This is a genomic window from Veillonella intestinalis, assembly GCF_943192895.1.
Taxonomy (GTDB): domain Bacteria; phylum Bacillota; class Negativicutes; order Veillonellales; family Veillonellaceae; genus Veillonella_A; species Veillonella_A intestinalis.
In genome coordinates this window covers 51,214-73,159 of record NZ_CALPCB010000002.1, presented here as the reverse complement: position 1 = coordinate 73,159, position 21,946 = coordinate 51,214, and the positions used below count along the sequence as shown (strand labels likewise).

Genomic DNA, 21,946 nt, shown 5'->3' with positions numbered 1-21,946 from the left:
ATATAAAAAACACAGGCTACTCTTCTTTCATAATTTAAAGATGAGCAACCTGTGATAAGAGTCCGACTATTAATTACCTATTGTGGCAATTCAACGGATTCTAAGTTCGTTTTGTCAATCTCTTCTAACTTACCGGCATCACAAAGAGCTGCTACGTTTGGATCAATTGGTAAACGACCTAATAATAACAAACCATATCGTTTCAATACATCGTCAATATGACTGTCACCAAAAATTTTATAATCTTTACCATTATCTGGACAATGGAAGTAGGAGAAGTTTTCTACAACCCCAATGATTGGAATCTGCATAAGTTCAGCCATTTTTACAGCTTTTTCTACAATCATAGATACCAAATCTTGTGGTGAAGTTACAACTACAATCCCATCCAAGGATAAAGACTGGAATACTGTTAAGGCTACATCACCTGTTCCTGGTGGCATATCTACAAATAGATAATCTAAGTCTTTCCAGATTACATCTGTATAGAACTGTTTCACCACATTGCCCACAATAGGACCACGCCATAATACAGGATCAGTTTCGTTCTCTAATAAAAGGTTAACCGACATTACATCGATACCACCTTCTGACGTTAGCGGATACATCCCCAATTCGTCAACATGAGCCTTGCCTTTAATACCAAATACTTTAGGAATTGATGGACCTGTAATATCGCCATCAAGAATCCCTACTTTAAAACCACGACGCGCCATAGTAATGGCCAATAAAGACGTTACTAAGGATTTACCTACGCCACCTTTACCACTGACTACGCCAATAACGTGTTTAACACTGCTTAATTCATTAAGTTTTGCCGTCAAATCTGGCGGGGTTTGTTGAGCACTACCGCAAGATGAAGCTGACGAGCAACCGCTGCAGCCACCTGAACTGCCACATGCCATAATCAACACCTACTTTCAATCAGCTATTGCTGTTACATATATATAATTAGTGAAGACATATATCTTCTTTTAAAGTTTAGCATATTAATCGGCTTTTTTCAATATAATAGAGCGCAAGCCTATCATAACCTTCGGTCATATGTCCTGCGCTCTCATAATCATATATATTTTACTTTTATCTACCGTAGTATTATTTACTTTTATTATTTGCTTTTATTTAGTAATTTATTATTTTACAAATTCCTTTGTCAATTGCCCTACAATCGTCATGCCTTTAACGATATCTTCTTTGGATGGATACGTAAAACTGAAACGAAAAGATTGCCCTGCTGGCACACCGTCAGCAGCAAACGCCGCCCCTGGTACAATCCCTACCTTATGTTCCATACAAGCTTCAAAGAACGCATCACAGTCTACCCCTTCAGGCATTGTCATCCATAGGAACATGCCACCTGTCGGTTCTACAAAGTGAATTTTATCACTACCATGTTCGCGGAATGTCGCCATCATTAAGTCCGCTTTTTCTTTATAAACCTTAGCTACATGTTGAATTTGCGCATCATAATCAAGCACATCTAATAAACGAGACACAACTCGCTGTGTAACTAGTGGCATTTGTCCATCTGAATTATTTTTAAGTGCTTGAATCGCTTCAATCGCTTGTTTAGGACCATATAAAAAGCCTACGCGCAAGCCAGCAGACAAGGTTTTCGAATACGAACCTGCATAAATAACACGATTATCCGTGTCCATTTCTTTAAAAGTAGGCACACTATAATCAGTAAAACTAATTTCCCCATATGGATCATCTTCATAGATGAATAAATTATATTTAGCCGCTACTGCATAAATTTCTTTACGCCGCTCCAAAGGCATAGTAATGCCTGTAGGATTTTGAAAATTAGGAATTAAATAAATATAACGACCCTTACCTGATTTTGCCCGTTCTGCTAACGCTTCTGGAATCATACCTTTATCATCCATTGGAATGCCAATTGCCTTAGCCCCTACATTACGAACGGCCGTAATGCCATTAGTAAATGTATAGGCATCCATATATACTTCATCACCAGCTTCACAAAGTGTACGCGGTACTAGTCCTAAATCTTGACCAGCACCAATGGAAATAAGCAGCTGTTGCCCTTCACTGGGCATATGTCTAACGGTAATTAAACGGTCTACTGTCTGCTGAGCTAACTTTGCATCACCTGCCATAGGCCCATATTGTAGTAATTCAATAGGATTATTATTTACTACATAGTCAAAAGCTTCTTGAATGGCCTTCACTGGAATCGCTTCTGATGCAGGATTACCAATACCAAAACTAATAAAGCCAGGAATCCCTGCACCTCGTTCAAATACTTTGCGAATGAAATTAGGACCCTTTAACATTGCTTTTTCAGGAATTTGAAATGTAAAACTCATGTAACTCTCTCCTTTAACCTACTATGCTACTTCACTACTATTAACTATATGACACAAGCGTGCCCCTAAGAGCACGCTTATGATAATATGATTATTTATTTTACTATGAAATGCTATACTTGGCTACACAATTAAGAAATTTCTTTCTTTTCTTTATTTTCAGATTTTCCTTGTTCACGCTTTTTCATCCACCGTTTATAACCAAACCAAGCAATAATATACACAACAGTGGCGCCCACAATAACTATTGTCAATCGGTCTAAATGCTCATGAAGCATTACTGCATCATGCCCTACCACAACCTCTAATGCAGTAGATGGGAACTTGCCAATTAAATTAGCAATGGCATAGTCACGAAGGCTGATACGACTAATAGCTCCTAAGGCTGTAATAATCCCTGATGGAAAATACGGAATGGTCCGGGCAAAAAGCATAACAGCTAAGCCATTATTACTACTGAAATCATCTACTTTTAATAAAAATTGGCTCTTTTGAATTAACTTTTCGGCAGAATCACGCAAAAAATAACGCATAATCATAAAACTAATAATAACGCCCACCGTTTCAGCTAACCAGGAAATAATAATCCCCGGAATTAGACCAAAAATCAAGCCATTTGCTGTAGAGAAAAATATAGATGGTAAAAAACCTGCTATATTAATGATTACATCAAGAATAAAGCTAATAACAATAGCCCAAGCGCCATAACTTTGTAATACTTCAGCTATGTGTTGTACATCACCAGTCCCTAATAAATCAACCATATCAGCATAGAATCCAGGCACAAATACTTCAATACTGCCTAGCAATACTACAGCTAATATAGTAACCATTACTTTGATTTTAGTTTCAGCTTTCATATATAGTCCTTAAAATAAAAAGATACGAAGAAAATTTACTCAATTTTCGCCAAATATCAACAAAAAAACCTTCTATAGTACAATATTGTATCATAGAAGGTTTTCTCTTAATAGTATTATATTAAGTTGTTATATTTTGTTTAAAAATTATTAAACAATTATAAACCTACTTTAGCTACTAATTGTTCAATAACTTTACGTTGTGCTTGAAGTTCAGCATCTTGAGCTGCTAAACGATTCTGTTGCTCTGCCACAGTACTTTCTAAATTAGAATTTTTAGCACGAAGATCTTGCACTTCGGAATTTAACTGACGAACTGCGTCTGGAGCATTTACACGTACGCCTTCACCTTTTTGGCCAAAGCGAACAGACACACCAGCATTCACCATTTTTTCGTCACCAAGTGTACCACCAAGGCTGAAAAGTAAATCTTCATTAGCTTGGTAGAAACCACCTAAAGCTACAGCTTGTTCACCTTTATAATTACCAAAACCTGCAGCTACTGTAAATTTGTCATTTTCATCAAATTGAAGCGGATGTAAAGCAGCTAATGCAGCAGCCGAAGCGCCCACTTTATCTACACGTCTGTCTAGTTTATTTACACGATTATTAACAGAGTTTACATTGTCATTAAGGGTTGTAACATCATTTTCTAAATTGTTTACACGATCAGTTACTTCACCAACTTGAGCATCTACAGTATTTACACCTAATTGATCTTTAAGTTTACTTACTGATTCATCAGATAATGCTAAATTAGATCCATCAATGTTAGCCTTATTATCAAGCTCAGGTTTAACAGCCGCTTTGATAGCGTCGTCCGATACATTCACAGCATAAGTTTTTGCTTCTCCATCAGTACCATCGTTAACAACTTCAACTGTTGTATTAGCGCCATCTACAAGTGTTACAGAATCTTTAGCTAAGTCTTTAATATGGTCATCAGTTGCTTGACCTGCTACTACACCTTCTACAGCTTTATCAATGGCATCTTGTAAAGTATTACCTGTCACAAAGCCAGTGTCACCAGCACCTAAGTCAGTTTTTAGTGCTTCATAATCAAAAGCCACTTCATAGTTAGTGCTATAAGCTACATCATTAGGTTTTGGTTGTACGGAAATGTATTTGCTATCTTTTTCAGCTGTAACAGTCACTGCTTCACGAGCTAAGTCTTTAACTACATTCTTACCCTCTGCTGTAATATTACCTAAGTCAGTGTTCACTTTATTATCTAAATTTTGATTAATAGTATAAATATCACCTTGGATAGTATTAATATCGCCTTTTGCTTGAGCTACATCATCTTTTACTTTAGAAATATCCCCTTGAATAGTAGAGATACTACCCTTATCACCTGTCATAGCGTCAACTTTAGTGGCAATATCATGTAATTGGCTGCCATTTACGGCATCAGTGGAATCCTCCGCAATGCGACCAGGTGCTACATGAGTAATTGTATTACCACCCATATCTAAACCGGTGCTAGTCAATTTTACAGTCTTTGTATTGCCCTCTACGACACTACTTAATGTAAGACTACCATCTGTCAAAGTTAAATTTTTATTTAAATCAACAAGGAATTCTTTACCTGTAGAGCTATTAGTTTTCGAATCATCTAAAATTAAATTGCCAGAAGTGCCTACAGTTACAGTTTCTACGCGATCTAGCTTAGTTTTTACGCCATCACTAAGACCTACTTTATAATTTGTTACACCAGTTTCTGACGTTGTATCAGGAGCAACAGAAACTAATACTGTATCAGCACTTGTCACTTTAATAGCTTCTACAGCAGTGTCCTTAGCAAGAGCTGTAAGCTTTGCTTCCCCTTCTTGAGTTAAATTACTTAAAGAAGTATCGGCTGTATTAGCAATCTTATTTTTAATGCCATCTGCTAAATCTAATGTATATGTAGTTGTAAGAGTATCTGTGTCTGAATTAGTAGTTAATTTTAAAGATTCAGAATTAGCTGCTACTACAGCTTTTTCTGCACTAAGTTTATATACTGTGCCCACTGCATCTGGTGTATTAGCAGTTACATCTTCTACTGTAACATTTGTATTAGCATCAGCGAAACTTACACGAGCATTTTTAAGCTGTGCCACATTCACTGCATCTGTGTCAGCTGTACCGGCTGCTACACCAGTGATTTGACGTGTAATACCTGTTGCGGTATCGCCAATGGCAATGGCCCCTTCAGTAGCTTCCCAAGTAGACACTAAAGCGGCATATTCTTTAAACTCTTTGCTGTCATAATAAGCTTTACGCGCTTTAGTAATATCCACTTCAGCTTTACTTCTTTCTTTAGTTAAGTCACTAACTTTTATTAATTTCTTGCTTCTGCTCATCAGTTTGTGCTGTTTTTATTAGACTCTCTTTTAAGTTTTTTATCTGTGTATTAATCTTTGTAAGATTTTCATGATACGCTGCTTCTTTAGTTACATAATCTGCTTTTAATGGTTCTACTTTAGAGGTTAAATCGGCCAATTTAGTTTTATCTGCCTCAGATAAGCCTGTAATTTCATTATGTGATTCCAATGCTGCATTCGTTGCTGGATTATAGCCTAAAATACCAGCTGCTGTATTGGTAACAGATAGTTCACCTAATGCTACACTGCCCATAAGACTTGCCTTCGAGTTCATCCCCAAAGCAATAGTGCCCATTTCAGTACTATTTGCTTCTGAACCAATGGCAATACTACCATAGCCGTTAGCCTTACTGCGATCACCACCAGCAAAACCATAGTACGCTTGGCTTTTAGCCATATGACCTACCGCTACAGAGCGACGCCCAGCCGCTTCTGTAGTATAGCCAAGTGCTACACCATATTCACTATAAGCCTTGGCTGCTGGGCCAATAGCTAGTGTATTACCGGCTCCTGCCACAGATGCTGAACCAATAGCAATGCTGGCTAATTGAAAGGTTTTTGCTGCTACCCCAATAGCAATAGCACTACCGCCATAACTATCTGGTTTACTTAAATCAGTTGGGATCCCCATGGTTTCAGCACGTTCACCAATGGCAATATCATTTCCTCGTTTAGCCATACTTTGATGGCCCAATGCTACAGTTGATTTACCTTCTGCCTTAGCTTTTCCACCAATAGCAATAGCATCTGTACCAGTAGCACCATCATTATCGTAATTTGTTCCTGACGCTTTTTCAGTAGTATTAATACTTACATATTTTAATTGTGTACTGTCAGTTGTACTATCAACAGTATTTGCTGCTTTGCCAGCTGTGGCAGTATTTGTTGCTGTCGTAGCGGCCTGAACACCGAATGCCGATAAACCTACAGTCCCTACTAATGTAGCAGTAACTAGTTTAGATAAAAGTTGTTTATTTTTATTACACTTCATCACTTTACCCTCACTTCTAAAAAACTAACTAACTTAAATTCCATTACAATTAACTCTTCACCAATTAAACTTCTAGAGACTTTCCATTTAATAAGTCAAGATAATATATTAATGAAATTTTCATATAACATTGCTTAATAATAGTACAAATTCTAAAAATGGTCAACCTAGAATGGACACTTATAAAAACCTATTGTGCGTTACAATTACACAAATATAAAGATTATTTATAAATTTAATTTTCTTACTTTCCATAAAAGCTCATATTTACAAAGATTAATAAGAACTATTAACTATCATATTAAATATATGATTAATTTATAACTAAATCATATGTTTTTCACGAATTGAATAATTAAATTAAATCAAAATTTTTATGTATAGATTTATTTAATGCAAGTATTAAATATTCATGATATTTCAACAATTACTAAAGACAAAAAAAGAGGAACTCGCATATATAGCAAGTTCCTCTTTTTTACTTAACTTTATATTATCAATAGCGACAAACTATTATAATATAAAATTTGTGTTATTTTACATACCAACTTTAGCCATTAATTGTTGAATCAATGCACGTTGTTGTTCTAATTCAGCCTGTTGTGCACTTACTTTATCATTTAATGCTTTATTGGTTGCTTCGAATGATTTTTCCTTTTCAGCCATTTTATCATTCAATGCTTTATTTTGTTCTTTTAAAGATGCTACTTCATTAGTTAACTCACGGAAGGATGTGTTATTAGGGTTACGATAAATGTCATCACCTTTGTCACCAAACTTCAAGGATAAACCAATGTTGAACATAGTTTCATCCCCAAGTGTACTGGACACGCTGAACATAGTGTCAGCATTTGGACGATAGAAACCACCAAGTGCAGCAGCGCCTTGACCTTTATAGCTACCCATAGCTACTGCAGCAGAGAATTTATCATCTGGATTGAATTCTAATGGATGTAAACCAGCAAGCGCAGCAGCACCAGCGCCTACTTTGTTCATACGGCTGTCAAGTTTAGCCATGCGGTTATTCATTTGGCCCATGCCATTGTTTACAGCACCTACAACATCATTCAATTCTCTATCAAATTGTCCTTTGCTAATAGCATCACCAGGATTAACAGCTTCGCCAATATTGCTTACTGTATTGCCACCCATATTGATACCTTCGCCAGAAATGCTAACGCCGTCCTTACCATCTTTACCTTTAATGGTAATGCCGTCATTATTAATAATCGTTTGATTATCACCATTACCAACAGTAATGCTATTGTTTACATTTAAGTCGCCAATAGTTGCCTTTTCAGCTGTTAACTCTTTTGTTGTTACTAAGTTTAAACCAGTAATATCTTTTGACAACTGAATGGATAAGTTATTATCTTTAGCAACAACACCAATATTGCCAGTAGTTAAGTTATCTGTCTTAGCACCGCCAGTCACATTGATTACTTGGCCTAACTTAGCTGTAGCAGAGCCACTATCACCAGCAAAATTGCGGCCCCCATTGCTAATTGCTTCACCAATGCCATTGATCTTATCCGCCACATCACGTAATTGACCTTCAGTAGCAGCACGATCTTCTACAATACCTTTTTCTTCTGGCTTCCAAGTTGTATTATCAAGGCCTGTAATGTAATTTCCTTTTTCAGCAGGAAGAACATCAGCGCCATCAGCATTTTTAGCAGTTACTTCTTGTTGGCCAATTACAACACCCGCTTGACCACCAATAGAGATTTTATCACCAAGAGATACTTTTACGCCTTTTTTCGCATCATTAGCATCTACAGCTTCAACTTTAACGCCAGTTTCTGCATCACCATGAACATTAAGATTTCCTTTTTCATTTACAATAAGACTAATATTTTCAGTATTTTTATTAATCTGATTCTTTACTTCTTGCTTTAAATCAACTTGAATATCATTACCTTTACCAACTACGCTTACATCGCCCTCTCCTACAAAATTAATAATAGAGCCTTTAGTAATAGTATTAACCTTAGAACCATTTACTTGTAAATCCCAAGTACCAGCAGTGTCAATCTTCTGCTCCAGTATCGTCTTAAGGCTGTAGATTTGTTTCCCTGTTATAGCGTCTGTTGATTTTTCATTAATATCGCCTGCTTTAACATTGGTAATCTTAGTATCGCCCATGTCAATGCCATTGTTGTTGATAGTTACTTTACCGCCAACAGTTACACTTGTATTAGCTGTTACACTATCTAATGTAATATTGTTGTTTAAATTGTATTTAACTACGCCATTATCTTCTACTACAGCCGTGGTGTTCGTTCCATTTGTGAAATCAAAACCACTGGCTAAGCTTACAGATTTAGCATCAGCACCATTAGCTTTGTACGCCATATTTACTTTATCTGTTTTAACGGATAAATCGTACACAGCATGATTATCTATGGTATCCACTGTTTTTGATACGTCTACTGTTCCATTGGTAGACTTAACTTCGGTTTTAGCACCGCTTACAGAATTGTTAATTTCTGTCTTAAGATCGAAAATTTGGTCCCCTGTTACGGCGTCTTTAGAACCATCTGCAATCTCTCCTGGTCTCACATTGGTAATCTTAGTATCACCCATGTCGATGCCATTGTTGTTGATAGTTACTTTGCCGCCAACAGTTACACTTGTATTAGCTGTTACACTATCTAATGTAATATTGTTGTTTAAGTTGTATTTAACTACGCCATTATCTTCAACTACAGCCGTGGTGTTCGTTCCATTTGAAAAATCAAAACCATTAGCTAAGCTGACAGATTTAACATCAGCACCATTAGCTTTGTACGCCATATTTACTTTATCTGTTTTAACGGATAAATCGTACACAGCATGGTTATCTGTAGTATCTACTGTTTTTGATACGTCTACCGTTCCGTTGGTAGACTTAACTTCAGTTTTAGCACCGCTTACAGAATTGTTAATTTCTGTCTTAAGATCGAAGATTTGGTCCCCTGTTACGGCGTCTTTAGAACCATCTGCAATCTCTCCTGGTTTAACATTGGTAATCTTAGTATCACCCATGTCAATGCCATTGTTGTTGATAGTTACACCACCAGTGTATGTTCCATCTTCACCTTTAGTGGAACCAACATTAATGCTCTCAAGTTCTGTTAAATTTTTGGCCAATTTAACATGTAAACCAGTAGTGTTGCCTTCAGCATCAGTATCTGCTACAACAGCAATATTATTTTCGGTAGTAGTTGTTGCACCACCTTTAATATCAAGTTGTTGGTTAAGCTTCTTAGCAATTACTTTATTATCATCGCCAGCAAACTTTAGACCATCTTCTAAAGTAGCTACTTCAGTAACAACTGGATTACCTTCAGCGTCAGTTTCACCAGTTTCGTAAACAATGCGAGTGATTGTCTCTCCATCTTGACCATTAACACCTGGCGTGCCTGGTTTTACTTCGATTTTAACAATTCCATTTTCGCCATTTTCGCCTACAGGCCCAACAATACCAATGCTACCAGCTTGACCTGGCTCGCCATCTTTACCTGGTGTACCGGCTGTAATATTGTTGCTAAGTTTTATATCATAAATCTTTTTGCCATTCTCATCTTTAACGCCAACAGATAGACCATTACTATCAACATAGTCGCCATAAGCACCATTCTCGCCTGCTTCTATTGCCGTATCATTAACTCTAATCTCAGTATGAGTGCTACCTACTTCATCAATAGCCTCTTTTACTCGTTTAAGCTGAGCTACATTCACTGCATCTGTATCTAAAGTACCAGCCGCTACATTTGTAATTTGGCGGGTAATACCTGCCTCGCTATCGCCTACAGACACAGCACCACTAGTAGCTTCCCAAGCAGATACTAGTTTTGCGTACTCTGTAAAATCATCACTGTTTACATAAGCATTGCGTGCCGAATTAATAGCTGACTCTAAATTGCTACGTTCTTTAGTTAAATCTGTAATTTTTTGATTTAACTCTGCTTTTAGCTCATCTGTTGTAGCCGTTACTAAAGAGTTTCTTGCAGTTGTTAACTCAGAATTTAATGCTGCTATGCGACTATTATAAGCTGTTTCTTTAGCAGTATAATCAGCTTTAAGCGCAGCAACCTTTGGTGCTAGCTCACTTACTTTAGCTTTTTCTGCATCAGTTAAACCGGCAATATCACTAGCAGAATCCAAAACTTTGCCACTTAATGGATTATAACCTAGTTCACCAGCTTCTGTTTTTGCTACAGAGAAGCCACCTAAGGCAACCCCTTCTCGAGCTGGCGCCTCAGCACGTTCACCAAGGGCAGTAGCACTCGTTCCGTTTGAAGATGCTTGTGAGCCTACAGACACCGCGCGATATCCATAGCTATTAGAAAATGAGCCTAGAGAAACTGCTTGATAGCCACGACTTACTGCGCGATTACCTAAAGCTACGCCAGAGTCACCACCAGCTGCTGCATAAGCCCCTACAGCAGTACCAAAACCTCCATTAGTATTAGCTGATTGTCCAAGAGCTACAGAGTACCAAACATTAGTTTTTGCTGATGGGCCAATAGCAACAGAAGATTGATCTAAAGTAATTGCCTTTGTACCAATGGCAATAGAGTTTCCTGCACCTAATGTCTTAGCCGCAGTACCGATAACAATATCTTGGATTCCTGTTGCTAAGCTTTGAGAACCAAATGCCAAAGAGTGTGTACCTTTGCTATTAGCTTGTCCGCCGAGAGCTACGGATTGTAATCCTTCTGCATTAGATTGAATACCAATAGCGGTTGCATTTTGGACTGTCGCTTTGGCTAGATTTCCTACTGCCAAAGCGCCTGTCTCAGTGGCTACTGCTTCCACACCAACAGCAGTAGCACCAATGCCTTTAGCTTTTGCCTTGTTACCTAATGCAGCAGAGCCCGATGCAGTTGCTTCAGATAAAGCCCCTAATGCAGTAGCACCTAAGTCTTCTGCCTTTGCAGATTCACCAATGGCCGTAGCGCTAACACCTGTTGCTGCAGTATTAGCGCCTAATGCCGTACCTAATTCCTGTGTAGCTGTAGCATTTGGCCCAATAGCGATAGAGTCTACACCCTGAGCGCCATCATTCGTTTTGTTTCCTGCTTCGGTGGACTTAATAGATACATATTCCAATGTATTATTGGCAATAGCCGCTTCATTTTCAGCCACTTTATTGGCTACTAATTTAAGCTGCGCTACGTTCACCGCATCAGTATCAGCTGAACCAGCTGCTACATAGGTAATCTGACGTGTAAGCATACCTGCGGTCATGATGCCGCCTGTAGAATTATATTCATTGTCACTACCTACACTGACAGCTGATTTATTTGACATAAATACAGGATTCTTCTCCCCTACAGCTTCGATAGACTTTTTATTATCTTCAGCTGTAGTTGTTGCGCTTTCCCCTTCAAAAACAAATGGGACATAGCCTCTGACATTTGCTGCTCGATCGGCTGTTGCATATCCGCCCAAAGCTACACCATCGGCGGTCTTTGTTCTTGATATGGAGCCAATAGCAACACCATTTCTAATTGTATTAGCATGCGTACCAATGGCAATCCCTTGTTGAAGTGTACTTGCATTATGTCCTAATACAATCCCTCCATAAGAGAATGTATTATTGCCAATAGCAATAGATGCCGCATTAGATCCACCTGTTGGACTAGAGGAATCAATACTCTCTTTAAAATTACCTGCTACAGCACGGTTGCCGATAGCAATACTTTGAAATAGAGAGCGACTGCCATTACCTAAGGTAACAGACTTTGTACCTGCATAAGTACCTAAGCCTATTGCAACAGAATCCTCTGAAGAGTATGAATTAGCTCCGAAAGATGTACTACGCATATAGGCATATGAATTAGAGCCCACTGCTGTAGTAAAATCATTGGTTGCTCTTGCATCATAACCAATCGCTGTAGACATGTGACCTGTAGCACCTTCACCATTTATATTATGAGTGGCTTGTTTATTACTATCTAATCTATAGTCAATATATGTTTTAGCCTCACTATCGGCTGTTGCATATTGATCACCATTTTTAATAATTTTAGTATTTCCGTAAATCTCTGCTGTAGAGTTAACACCTGTATAGGAACCGTCAACAGCTGCCTCTACTGGCACAGTAAATAAAGTGGAGCCGATACCGCCAACTAATAAAGTGGCAACTAACTTTGAAAGAGCTTTTCGTTCTTTGTTTAAAGCCATAAAATAATACCGCCTTCTAATAAAAATAAAATAAATATAAAATATTAAATGATACAACTCTTGTTTAGTTATTTATTGCTTTATACTTTTGATGTGCTGATTAATCCTCCATTAATTCCAACAACTAAGAATAAAGATTTAATATATTACAAAACTGTCACACCATTAGAATATCTATCATCCTCCTAAAGTTCATTATTTAATGAATACTTCATGGCAACAAATTTAAGTTTATCATTTTTATTAATTTAGTCAATCGATAAAATTTCATACTGAATAAATCAATCATTTTTTACTAAAAAATAACTAATTAATCATATATTTATTCATAAATCAATAATTAAAATACATCTAACTTTCAACATTTATCTAATTAAATCAAAAATCATTCTATTATTTATACATCAAAAAATATAATAAATAGTAAAGCATAGTAAAAGAAAATTTATTGAAACATATTACTAAAAAAGAGGTTCCTGCTAATTTAGCAAGAACCTCTTCTTAGTTATTATAGTATTAATCTCTATATTATACTTTATTATTATTTAAAAAATTACATACCTACTTTAGCCATTAATTGTTGAATCAACGCACGTTGTTCTTCCAATTCAGCTTTTTGTGTAGCTACTTGGTCAGCCAAGCCTTTATTTTCAGCTTTCAAAGCATTTACTTCAGATGTTAATGCACCAATATTTGTTGCATTAGCATTGCGGTAAATATCATCACCTTTTTGACCAAACTTCAAAGATAAACCAATATTGAACATTGGATCATCACCGATAGTACTAGATACGCTGAACATAGTATCAGCATTTGGACGGTAGAAACCACCAAGTGCAGCAGCCCCTTGACCTTTATAGCTACCCATAGCTACTGCAGCAGAGAATTTATCATCTGGATTAAATTCCAATGGATGTAAACCAGCCAAAGCAGCAGCCCCAGCACCCACTTTATCTACACGTTGATCAAGTTTATTAACGCGATTATTTAAGTTAGATACATTGCTTTCAAGACCATCCACTCGATTATTAAGACCAGATACTTCATTGGTTACATTTGTTACCCCTAATTGATCTTTCCAGTTAGTAATAGCGTCTGGAGTTAAATTAGAGCCATCAAGATTTGCCTTTTGATCCAATTCAGGTTTTACTGCTGTTTTAATAGCTTCATCAGATACAGAAATTTCATAATTAACACGAGACTTATCATCATTATATGTAGGATCAATTTTTACATTAGCTCCTTCAGATAAAGTAATCGCATCCACATTACCTACTGTATTTTGATTAATACCTAATGCCACCTGCCAATTATTAACCTGCTCAGGTGTAATATTACTTGCATCAATATTTACTTTTTTAGCCGTTTCATCAGCTACATGTTTTAATTGTGCCACGTTAACAGCATCGGTATCTTCTGTACCAGCCGCTACATTAATGATTTGGCGAGTATTTTGGATTGTTTTACCAGTTCTTGCATCAACATAGGCATCGGAACCAACACTAACAGCACCATCAGTAGCTTTAAAAGCAGCTAATGCAGATTGTTGTTCTGCCATAGCTTGAGTAAAATCTTGATGGGAAGCAGTCCATGCATTACGTGCATTAGTAGCTGCTACAGCTTCTTTGCTTAATTTATCATATTCAGCTTTGGCAGCTTTATAAGCAGCATCATCATTGCCTTTAGTGGCTATCATAATCTGTTCTTGTGCGTCTTGCTGTGATTTAATGTCACTGTATTTTTTATTTAATTGATTATATTTTGAAATTTCAGCCGCGTATTTAGTAGTGAAGTTTTTAATGTCATCACTAGCTCCTAAAAAGGTAGCTAATTCCGTATCATTTTTTGCAATTTTGCCTTCAACTCCATCAACTAATGGCATATAGCCAATAGTACCCGCCCCACGATTAGCTACACTAGATGTACCTAAGGCAATGCCACCATTACCTTTAGCAGTAACCTGAGCATTAACACCTAGAGCTACGCCATTGTATGAAACTTTAGAACCTTGACCTAAAGCTACACCATATAAGCTATTAGTTTGAGCTTTAGCACCAATAGCAGTACCACCTACAGCAGTCGCATCCGGACCAATAGCAATACTATTTAAAATAGCGCCATAGTTTTGAGTACCATCGTTTTGAATATATTGGTAAAATACCCCTGCAGACGCACCTTTACCAATTGCTATGCCATCAGCAGCGCGAGCCGCTTCACCTACTGCAACGGCACTATTCGCATACGTATTACGCCCCAAAGCTGCACTATATTGAGTTGCATATGAACCAGAACCAACAGCAGTACTACCACTAATAGCACTACTATAAGTACCAATAGCTGTAGCATACCCACGAGATGCATATGTACCAAAACCAATAGCTGTAGTACCAATCCCTTTTCTGCTATCATTAGCTGTAGCTGTACCATCTACACCTTCACCATTTTTATTGTCGTTAGTTGCTACGCGAGAAAAATCTTCTAAAATCTCATTGCCATCTTTATCTTTATTAAAACGCTTTGTTTGACGATAGTCAATAAGTTTGCTAGAACCAACAATATCTTTAGCATTATACTCACTGCCACTCTTGACAACTGTAGCATCTGTCGGCGCTATACCAATACCTACATAGGAACCAGTTAAACCGGCTGCATCAGCACTATATACACCAGCACTAACTGCACCAACAAGTATAGCTGCTACAAACTTAGACGTCACTTTTACATTCTTTTTCACTTTCATTTCACACCTCACCAGACACACATCACTTTTTCTACTTAATCATCATCTAATATAAATTGATAATATAATTACATTTTATTATAAAATTATTATATTATCAGCGTTTATATTATTATCAACTAACAACTAAATTTGTACATTTTAGTTAACATGTTTTTAAATGATGATTAAATTGGAATAATCTTTATTTACGATATAAAGTATATCACTAATTATTCATAAGTCAAATGTACTAATTTTAAAATCCACTTTTCGTTTATCATTTTAATTCTCAATTATCAAAAACGCACTACCATCTATCTAAAAAAATGCTTTAAATTCAATATTTTCAGGACTTCTTTATTTTCAATTAAAAATTTTTAAAATTTATTTTTCCACGAAATGAATAATCTAAATATCCGTAATTTTAGTTAATTTATAATAAAAAGAGAGTCACTAGATTTAAATCGAGTGACTCTCTTCGTTTTTTGCATTTAATCTCTAAATTCCTATTATTTTAGAATGAAATAATAGTTTTAACTAAATGGATTAATTTACATACCTAAACGTTCCATTAACAATTTAATCTGTTCGCGTTGTTCTTCTAACTGATCTTTTAATGCAGCATTTTCTTTTTCAAGAGTATTCACTTTATCGTCAAGAACAGTCAACGTACTAAGTGGAGCTTGTTTATAATTCTGTGCCCCTTTTGCATAGTCACTATCTTGACCTACACGTAAAGAAACACCAACATTAAACATGTTTTCATTACCACCGAAAGAACCACCAACACTGAACATTGTATCATCATTTGGACGGTAGAACGCACCGACTGCCACAGCTTGTTTGCTTTGGAATGTACCAACACCAGCCGCAATGGATAATTTTTCTTCTTCCAAGTATTCCATTGGATGTAAAGCAGCCATAGCAGCAGCGTGAGCACCAATCGTATTCATACGGTTGTTAAGATCACGTTTTACACCACTTAATTGACCTACATTTACAGCATCATTTGGTTCAATGCCATGTGCTACATTTTGAATACGATTACCTTCAGCACTAATTGTGCCAGTGCCTGGAACGTATTGACCATTTACTTGTTCACCAGGAAGAACAACTAAACCACCAGGTACACTTAAACCATCATTTAAGTTAGTTGGACCGCCATTATTATTAGAAATACCTTTGTCATTAATTGTTACAACAGTATTGCCATCTTTATCCTTCACTTCTACGCCATTAGGGCCAAGAACTGTAGAATTGCCATTAGGATCTTTAGATGTTACACCATCAGGCTTGATTGTTGTAGAAGAACCATCTTCACCATTAACAGAGATACCATCTTTGCCATTTGTGGAAATGCCATCTTTACCAACAATTGTAGCTGGTTTGCCATCATCACCATTAACAACCATACCATCGGAACCAACAGTAGTGCCAGGGTTGCCGTCTTCACCTTTTACAGTAAGACCATCATTATTAATACTTGTATTACCAGTTGTTACACTGCCATCTTTGCCAAGATTGATATCTTTAGCCAATTTAACAGTTAATGTATCTTTACCATTAGAAACAACACCAATATTGTTATCAGTTAATTGTTCTTCATTGGAAATGCCACCATTAACAGTTAATTTTTGGCTTAATGCACGATGTGCTGTATCACCAGTGTCACCACCGAAGTCAAGACCAGCTTGTGCTACGGCTTGAAGGTCTTTAATTGTAGCTAAATTACTCAAAGATGGGCCAATTTTGTCTAATAGACCATCTTTACCTGGTTGTCCATCTGCACCTGGCGTGCCACCAACAATGTCTTTAGCTTCTTGTTCAGTAATAGGTTTACTATTATCCTTATTATCTAGACCTAGACCACTAGTACCAGCACCAGAACCTAAGGTAGACTCAACAGGCTTAGCACCATCTTTAGGGTTGCCATTTTCATCAACATCAGATGGGTTGTAATTCTTGCCATCATTGCCAGTAACCAGTTTACTGTCATCAATTGGATTACCATTCTGGTCAACTTTAGTTAAATCACCAGCTGCGCCCAATTTGCTTTCTAGCTTATTGATATCGCCCTTTAACTCTTCTTTAACAGCATGCAATTGGCTACCATTTACAGCATCTTTAGAATTAGCACTTACGTCACCATCTGCTACATTGGTAATTTTGTTACCACCATTGTTAAGGCCTTCATTAGTTAAGGATACAGTTTTAGTTGCATCACCATTACTTGGTGTAATTGTTACGCCTGTGCCATCAACTTTAGTCGTAATGCCATCTTTTGTAGTAGTAGTTATACTACCATCAGTTAATGTAAGATCCTTAGCTAAGCCCACTTCAATCGTGTTATCATTAACTTTTGTTGTAATATTTTCATTGGCTCCTACAATATCAAAGCGATTTGTTTTACCTTCAGTACCTTTGTCTACTGTAATACCTGCAGCAGTGGCATTTTTATCAGCCCCCACTACGAAGCTTTCTAACTTGCTATTAGCAGCTGTATTGATATCACCAATCTGACCTGCTAAGACCTCAGCAGTTTGTTTGAGATCACTTACATTAACTGCTGAATTAGGATTAGATTCATTAGCCGCATTCAATTTATCCGTAAATTTAGCGCCATCTTTACCAGCAATCGCACTCTTCACATTGTCTATTGTTTGGTCACCTGCTGAAATGCCAGCAGTAGTGAATTTTAGCTTATCAGAAATAGTTAAACCAGTGGCATCTACTTTTGGTGCATTCGCGCCATTACCAAAGGATATGGATCCAGCATCTGTTAAATTTAATGTATTAGCTAAACCTATTTTAACCTGACGTTCTTCTATTGCTGTAGTAATGTTTTCATTAGCACCTAAAATGTCAAAACGTGTATTATCTTTATCCACGGCAATGCCCTTCTCTTGTGCTGCTGCATCTGTACCTACAGTAAATTTGCCAAGTTTACTTTCTGCTGCTGTATTGGCATCACCAATTTTATCTGCTAGCTCATCAGTTACACTATTTAAGTCACCTACATTAACTGCTGAATTAGCATTAGTAGCAAGAGCTGCATCTAGCTTATCAGAGAATGTGTCCCCAGCTTTATCAGAAATAGCACTCTTCATATTATCTACTATCTGATTACCTGCCAAAATGCCCGCATTAGTGAATTTTAACTGATCAGAAATAGTTAAACCAGACACATCTACTTTTGGTGCTGTAGCAGCCGTACCAAAGGCCACACTACCATCAGCAGTCAAGTTAATATCCTTAGCTAATTTAAGCTCTAAACCATCAGTAGTATCATTAGCCACCACACCAATATTGCCAGTAGTTAACTTAGCTTTTGCTTCTGCAGTGGATACATCCGCCCCACCAGCAATAGTTAACTCATCACCTAAATCACGGTGAATAACTGTCGTATCATCGCCAGAGTAATTAATACCGGTTGCGCGAAGCTGTTTTAATTGCATAACATTCACTGCATCGCTATCAGCTGTACCAGCAGCAACATTGGTAATTTGTCGAGTATAACCTTCCTTACCAACAGATACTGCACCATAACCACTCTTGTAAGTTGATATAAGAGATTTTAAATCTGCATCAGCAGCATTAAATTCTATGGCCGCAGCCTCCCTAGCCTCTCTATTTGCAGCTGTCTTGCTCTTTTCATATGCAGCATTTTTTTCTAAATAAACTTGTAATTTTTCATTATATACTTTTGATTTAGCATTATATTCTTCAGCCTTACCTAAAGTACCTGCAAGAGCCGCATCAGTATCCCCTTCAAAGACAGTATTTGTTAATGGATTATATCCAACAATCCCTTTTTCAGTATTCGCATTAGACATATATCCTAATGCAACCCCACGTGAAGCAGTCGTATTAGTTTCAGAACCAATCGATACCCCTTGTGCACCAGTTGTATAAGAGGAATAACCAACTGCCACGCCTTGTACCGTGGAGACTTCACTACTACCACCTAGTGCTGTAGCCTGAGCGGCAGTTACCTTACTTCCGCCACCAACAGCAGTACCTTGCGCTGCATTTGTAACAGTAGCTAAATAACCTACAGCTGTACCAGCAAGGGAGTTACCTACATTCGATTGACTACCAACACCTACAGCGTTCTGAGATTTATTAATGCTTGCCATATTCCCCAATAATAAGCTAAATCGACCTTCTGTGATTGATGATAAGGTACCAAGAAGTACTGCATTATTAGACGTATTAGTTGTTCCGCCCATAATTTTATTGCCTACCCCAATAACTGTTGAATTCGTAGCTTTTTCGCCAACATAAGAACCTGCACCAATCGCAATCGCTTTCTCGCTATTTGTTTTAGGTAAGTATTGATCTGGAGCATCAGAAGTAGCCCCATCTTTTTTAGTACTAAGACCAATACCAATAGAATTAGTACCATTAGTCACAGTGAAAGTACCTATAGCAACGGATTGATTTCCAACTGCTTTTGCATGACTACCAGTAGCTACCCCATATTGACCAGCTTGAGTATTATAACCTAATGCAATCGAACGAAAAGCACTTGCATCAGCATGAGCACCTACTGCCAAGGAATATTCCCCTGCATGTGAAGTAAGACCAACAGCTGTACCTTGGTGACCATCAGCAATGCTATTTTGACCTACAGCCAATGTGCCACCGCCAGAAGCTTTTGCATCAGAAATAGCTAGCGGTTGCGCATCTACAGCAGGATCAACATCGATATATTTTAAACCAATATCAATGTTAGTGCCATCTTGATTTAATTTAATACCACGTTCTGCACGTAACGTTACTGTATTACCATTTTTAATCTCTGTAGGAGTACCAACAGCAGTTGCTTCACCATCACCAACAGTTGTAATAGAAGTAACTTTTGCAACACCAAGTGTCCACGATGAATTACCTACAGCCGTTGTAACATCATCCTTCGAAGCAATATCCGTAACAGCAAAAGGTTGTTCATCATTATTAGTAGTAATTGACAAGGTGTTAGTATCTTTGTCAAAAGCTACATTAGTAATCTTTGTATCTACTGCATTTACTTTATATTCTGTATAGCCTTTTGAAATATCACTCTCAACGCTACTAATATTCTCACCTGCTATTATTTCAACACGCGCAGCTTTTAATTGTGCTACATTGACTGCGTCAGTATCTTCAGAGCCTGCGGCTACACCTGTAATTTGACGATAAATACCTTCTTCTCGATTACCAACCGAAACAGCCCCCATAATAGATGCATAAGGGGCAAATAAATTATAATATTCATTCCGTGCATCATCTAATTCTTTATAATCAGGATTATTAGTTTTAGATATAATTTGTCTAAGTGAAATTTCACCTTCACTTTGCTCATTAACTAAACGACCATATTCTTTGATTTTTTCTAAGCTAGCTTGATATTTATCTTTATCTTTATCATATTTATATAAATTTTGCATCTCAGAATTTAGCAAATCCTGATTCTTTTGTCGTTCACTAATATAGTTATTATATTCTTTCTCTTTTTGCGCTAAATCAGCATGCTTTTGAATAGTAGCAACAATCCGGTCATAATCAGCTTTTTTACCAATTTTTTCTGCCAATGCAGCTCTATCCGTTGTATCATACGTAGAAAAATACCCTACTTCGCCACCAGTTCTATCCGCAATACTCTTGTAACCAATAGCGACACCATTGGATTTTGCAATCGCTCCATTACCAAGTGCTACAGAGCCCACTTGCTGCGTTTCACTATAAGCACCAACTGCAATCGCTGAAGTAGTAGGCCCCTTAGCAAAACGACCTATAGCAATAGAGTCTACACCATTAGTTGTTGTCATATAGCCAATATTTACTGCGTGTTCTCCGTAATTCTTATTAAAATCACCAACAACAACCGCATTTGTACCCGTAACAATATTCTTATCACCCAACAAAGCGGCATCTTTTACATAATTATTATTACCTACTATAGCTAGACCATTAACAAACGTTTCTGTTACTTCATTAGTTTCCTTTTTATAATTCAAATTTTTTGCGGTATTATTAGATCCTACAATAACAGCATTATAATTTAAATTATTATTACCGATTGTATTGGGACCAATAATTACTACATCTCTACCTTGGCCTTCAACACCAGCCTGAGAATTATCCTTATTCGCCTCTTTTGTAGAATTAATACTTACATATTGCAAAGTATCAACAGCATCTACAGTATACATAGATAATCCAACAGTCCCCATCAATGTAGCAGCAATTAATTTAGATAAAATATGTTTATCTTTACTAGACTTCATACCTTTACCTCACTTTAAATATAAAAAGTAAATACACTTTCATTTAAATATTACAATCAAAACTGAACCTAATCCTAAAACTTCATACATGACACACAACAAAAAGATAAAACAAATTTTTACCTTCCAACTCTTTTACTATCCCCTCCAAACTAAGCTATCCCTTCCTCGTAACATAAAGTTTTTAATTTTTTAATCTACGCGAGTATATTATCTCATTAACTAAATTTTCAT

General features: G+C 37.0%; 8 protein-coding genes. All 8 read right to left on the bottom strand.

Annotation, left to right across the window (positions count from 1 at the left end):
* Nucleotides 1–77: 77 nt before the first annotated feature.
* On the bottom strand, nt 78–905 hold the full coding sequence (locus NFR27_RS01680) for a P-loop NTPase (RefSeq protein WP_251440729.1): 828 nt from the start codon (nt 903–905) through the stop codon (nt 78–80).
* A 228-nt stretch (nt 906–1,133) separates the two neighbouring features.
* Nucleotides 1,134–2,330, bottom strand: coding sequence for an aminotransferase-like domain-containing protein (locus tag NFR27_RS01675; protein ID WP_251440731.1), 1,197 nt, complete (start codon nt 2,328–2,330; stop codon nt 1,134–1,136).
* Nucleotides 2,331–2,461: 131 nt separating this feature from the next.
* Nucleotides 2,462–3,190 (bottom strand): TVP38/TMEM64 family protein, encoded by a 729-nt coding sequence (locus NFR27_RS01670; protein WP_251440733.1) that lies wholly within the window; start codon nt 3,188–3,190, stop codon nt 2,462–2,464.
* A 158-nt stretch (nt 3,191–3,348) separates the two neighbouring features.
* Nucleotides 3,349–5,535, bottom strand: coding sequence for a YadA-like family protein (locus tag NFR27_RS10085; RefSeq protein WP_277612517.1), 2,187 nt, complete (start codon nt 5,533–5,535; stop codon nt 3,349–3,351).
* Nucleotides 5,504–6,547, bottom strand: a complete 1,044-nt coding sequence (locus NFR27_RS01650) for a hypothetical protein (protein ID WP_251440736.1) — start codon at nt 6,545–6,547, stop codon at nt 5,504–5,506. Before NFR27_RS01650 ends, NFR27_RS10085 begins: the two co-directional genes overlap by 32 nt.
* A 537-nt stretch (nt 6,548–7,084) precedes the next feature.
* Nucleotides 7,085–12,721 (bottom strand): YadA-like family protein, encoded by a 5,637-nt coding sequence (locus tag NFR27_RS01645; protein ID WP_251453895.1) that lies wholly within the window; start codon nt 12,719–12,721, stop codon nt 7,085–7,087.
* A 553-nt stretch (nt 12,722–13,274) separates the two neighbouring features.
* Nucleotides 13,275–15,461 (bottom strand): YadA-like family protein, encoded by a 2,187-nt coding sequence (locus NFR27_RS01640; RefSeq protein ID WP_251440739.1) that lies wholly within the window; start codon nt 15,459–15,461, stop codon nt 13,275–13,277.
* Between the two features lie 533 nt (nt 15,462–15,994).
* Nucleotides 15,995–21,712, bottom strand: coding sequence for a YadA-like family protein (locus tag NFR27_RS01635; protein ID WP_251440741.1), 5,718 nt, complete (start codon nt 21,710–21,712; stop codon nt 15,995–15,997).
* Nucleotides 21,713–21,946 lie beyond the last annotated feature (234 nt).

What these genes read in the sequence shown, in the direction of transcription:
- NFR27_RS01680 (WP_251440729.1), bottom strand. Translation starts at nt 905, where the DNA reads ATGGCATGTGGCAGTTCAGGTGGCTGCAGCGGTTGCTCGTCAGCTTCA.
- NFR27_RS01670 (WP_251440733.1), bottom strand. Translation starts at nt 3,190, where the DNA reads ATGAAAGCTGAAACTAAAATCAAAGTAATGGTTACTATATTAGCTGTA.
- NFR27_RS01640 (WP_251440739.1), bottom strand. Translation starts at nt 15,461, where the DNA reads ATGAAAGTGAAAAAGAATGTAAAAGTGACGTCTAAGTTTGTAGCAGCT.
- NFR27_RS01675 (WP_251440731.1), bottom strand. Translation starts at nt 2,330, where the DNA reads ATGAGTTTTACATTTCAAATTCCTGAAAAAGCAATGTTAAAGGGTCCT.
- NFR27_RS01645 (WP_251453895.1), bottom strand. Translation starts at nt 12,721, where the DNA reads ATGGCTTTAAACAAAGAACGAAAAGCTCTTTCAAAGTTAGTTGCCACT.
- NFR27_RS10085 (WP_277612517.1), bottom strand. Translation starts at nt 5,535, where the DNA reads ATGAGCAGAAGCAAGAAATTAATAAAAGTTAGTGACTTAACTAAAGAA.
- NFR27_RS01635 (WP_251440741.1), bottom strand. Translation starts at nt 21,712, where the DNA reads ATGAAGTCTAGTAAAGATAAACATATTTTATCTAAATTAATTGCTGCT.
- NFR27_RS01650 (WP_251440736.1), bottom strand. Translation starts at nt 6,547, where the DNA reads ATGAAGTGTAATAAAAATAAACAACTTTTATCTAAACTAGTTACTGCT.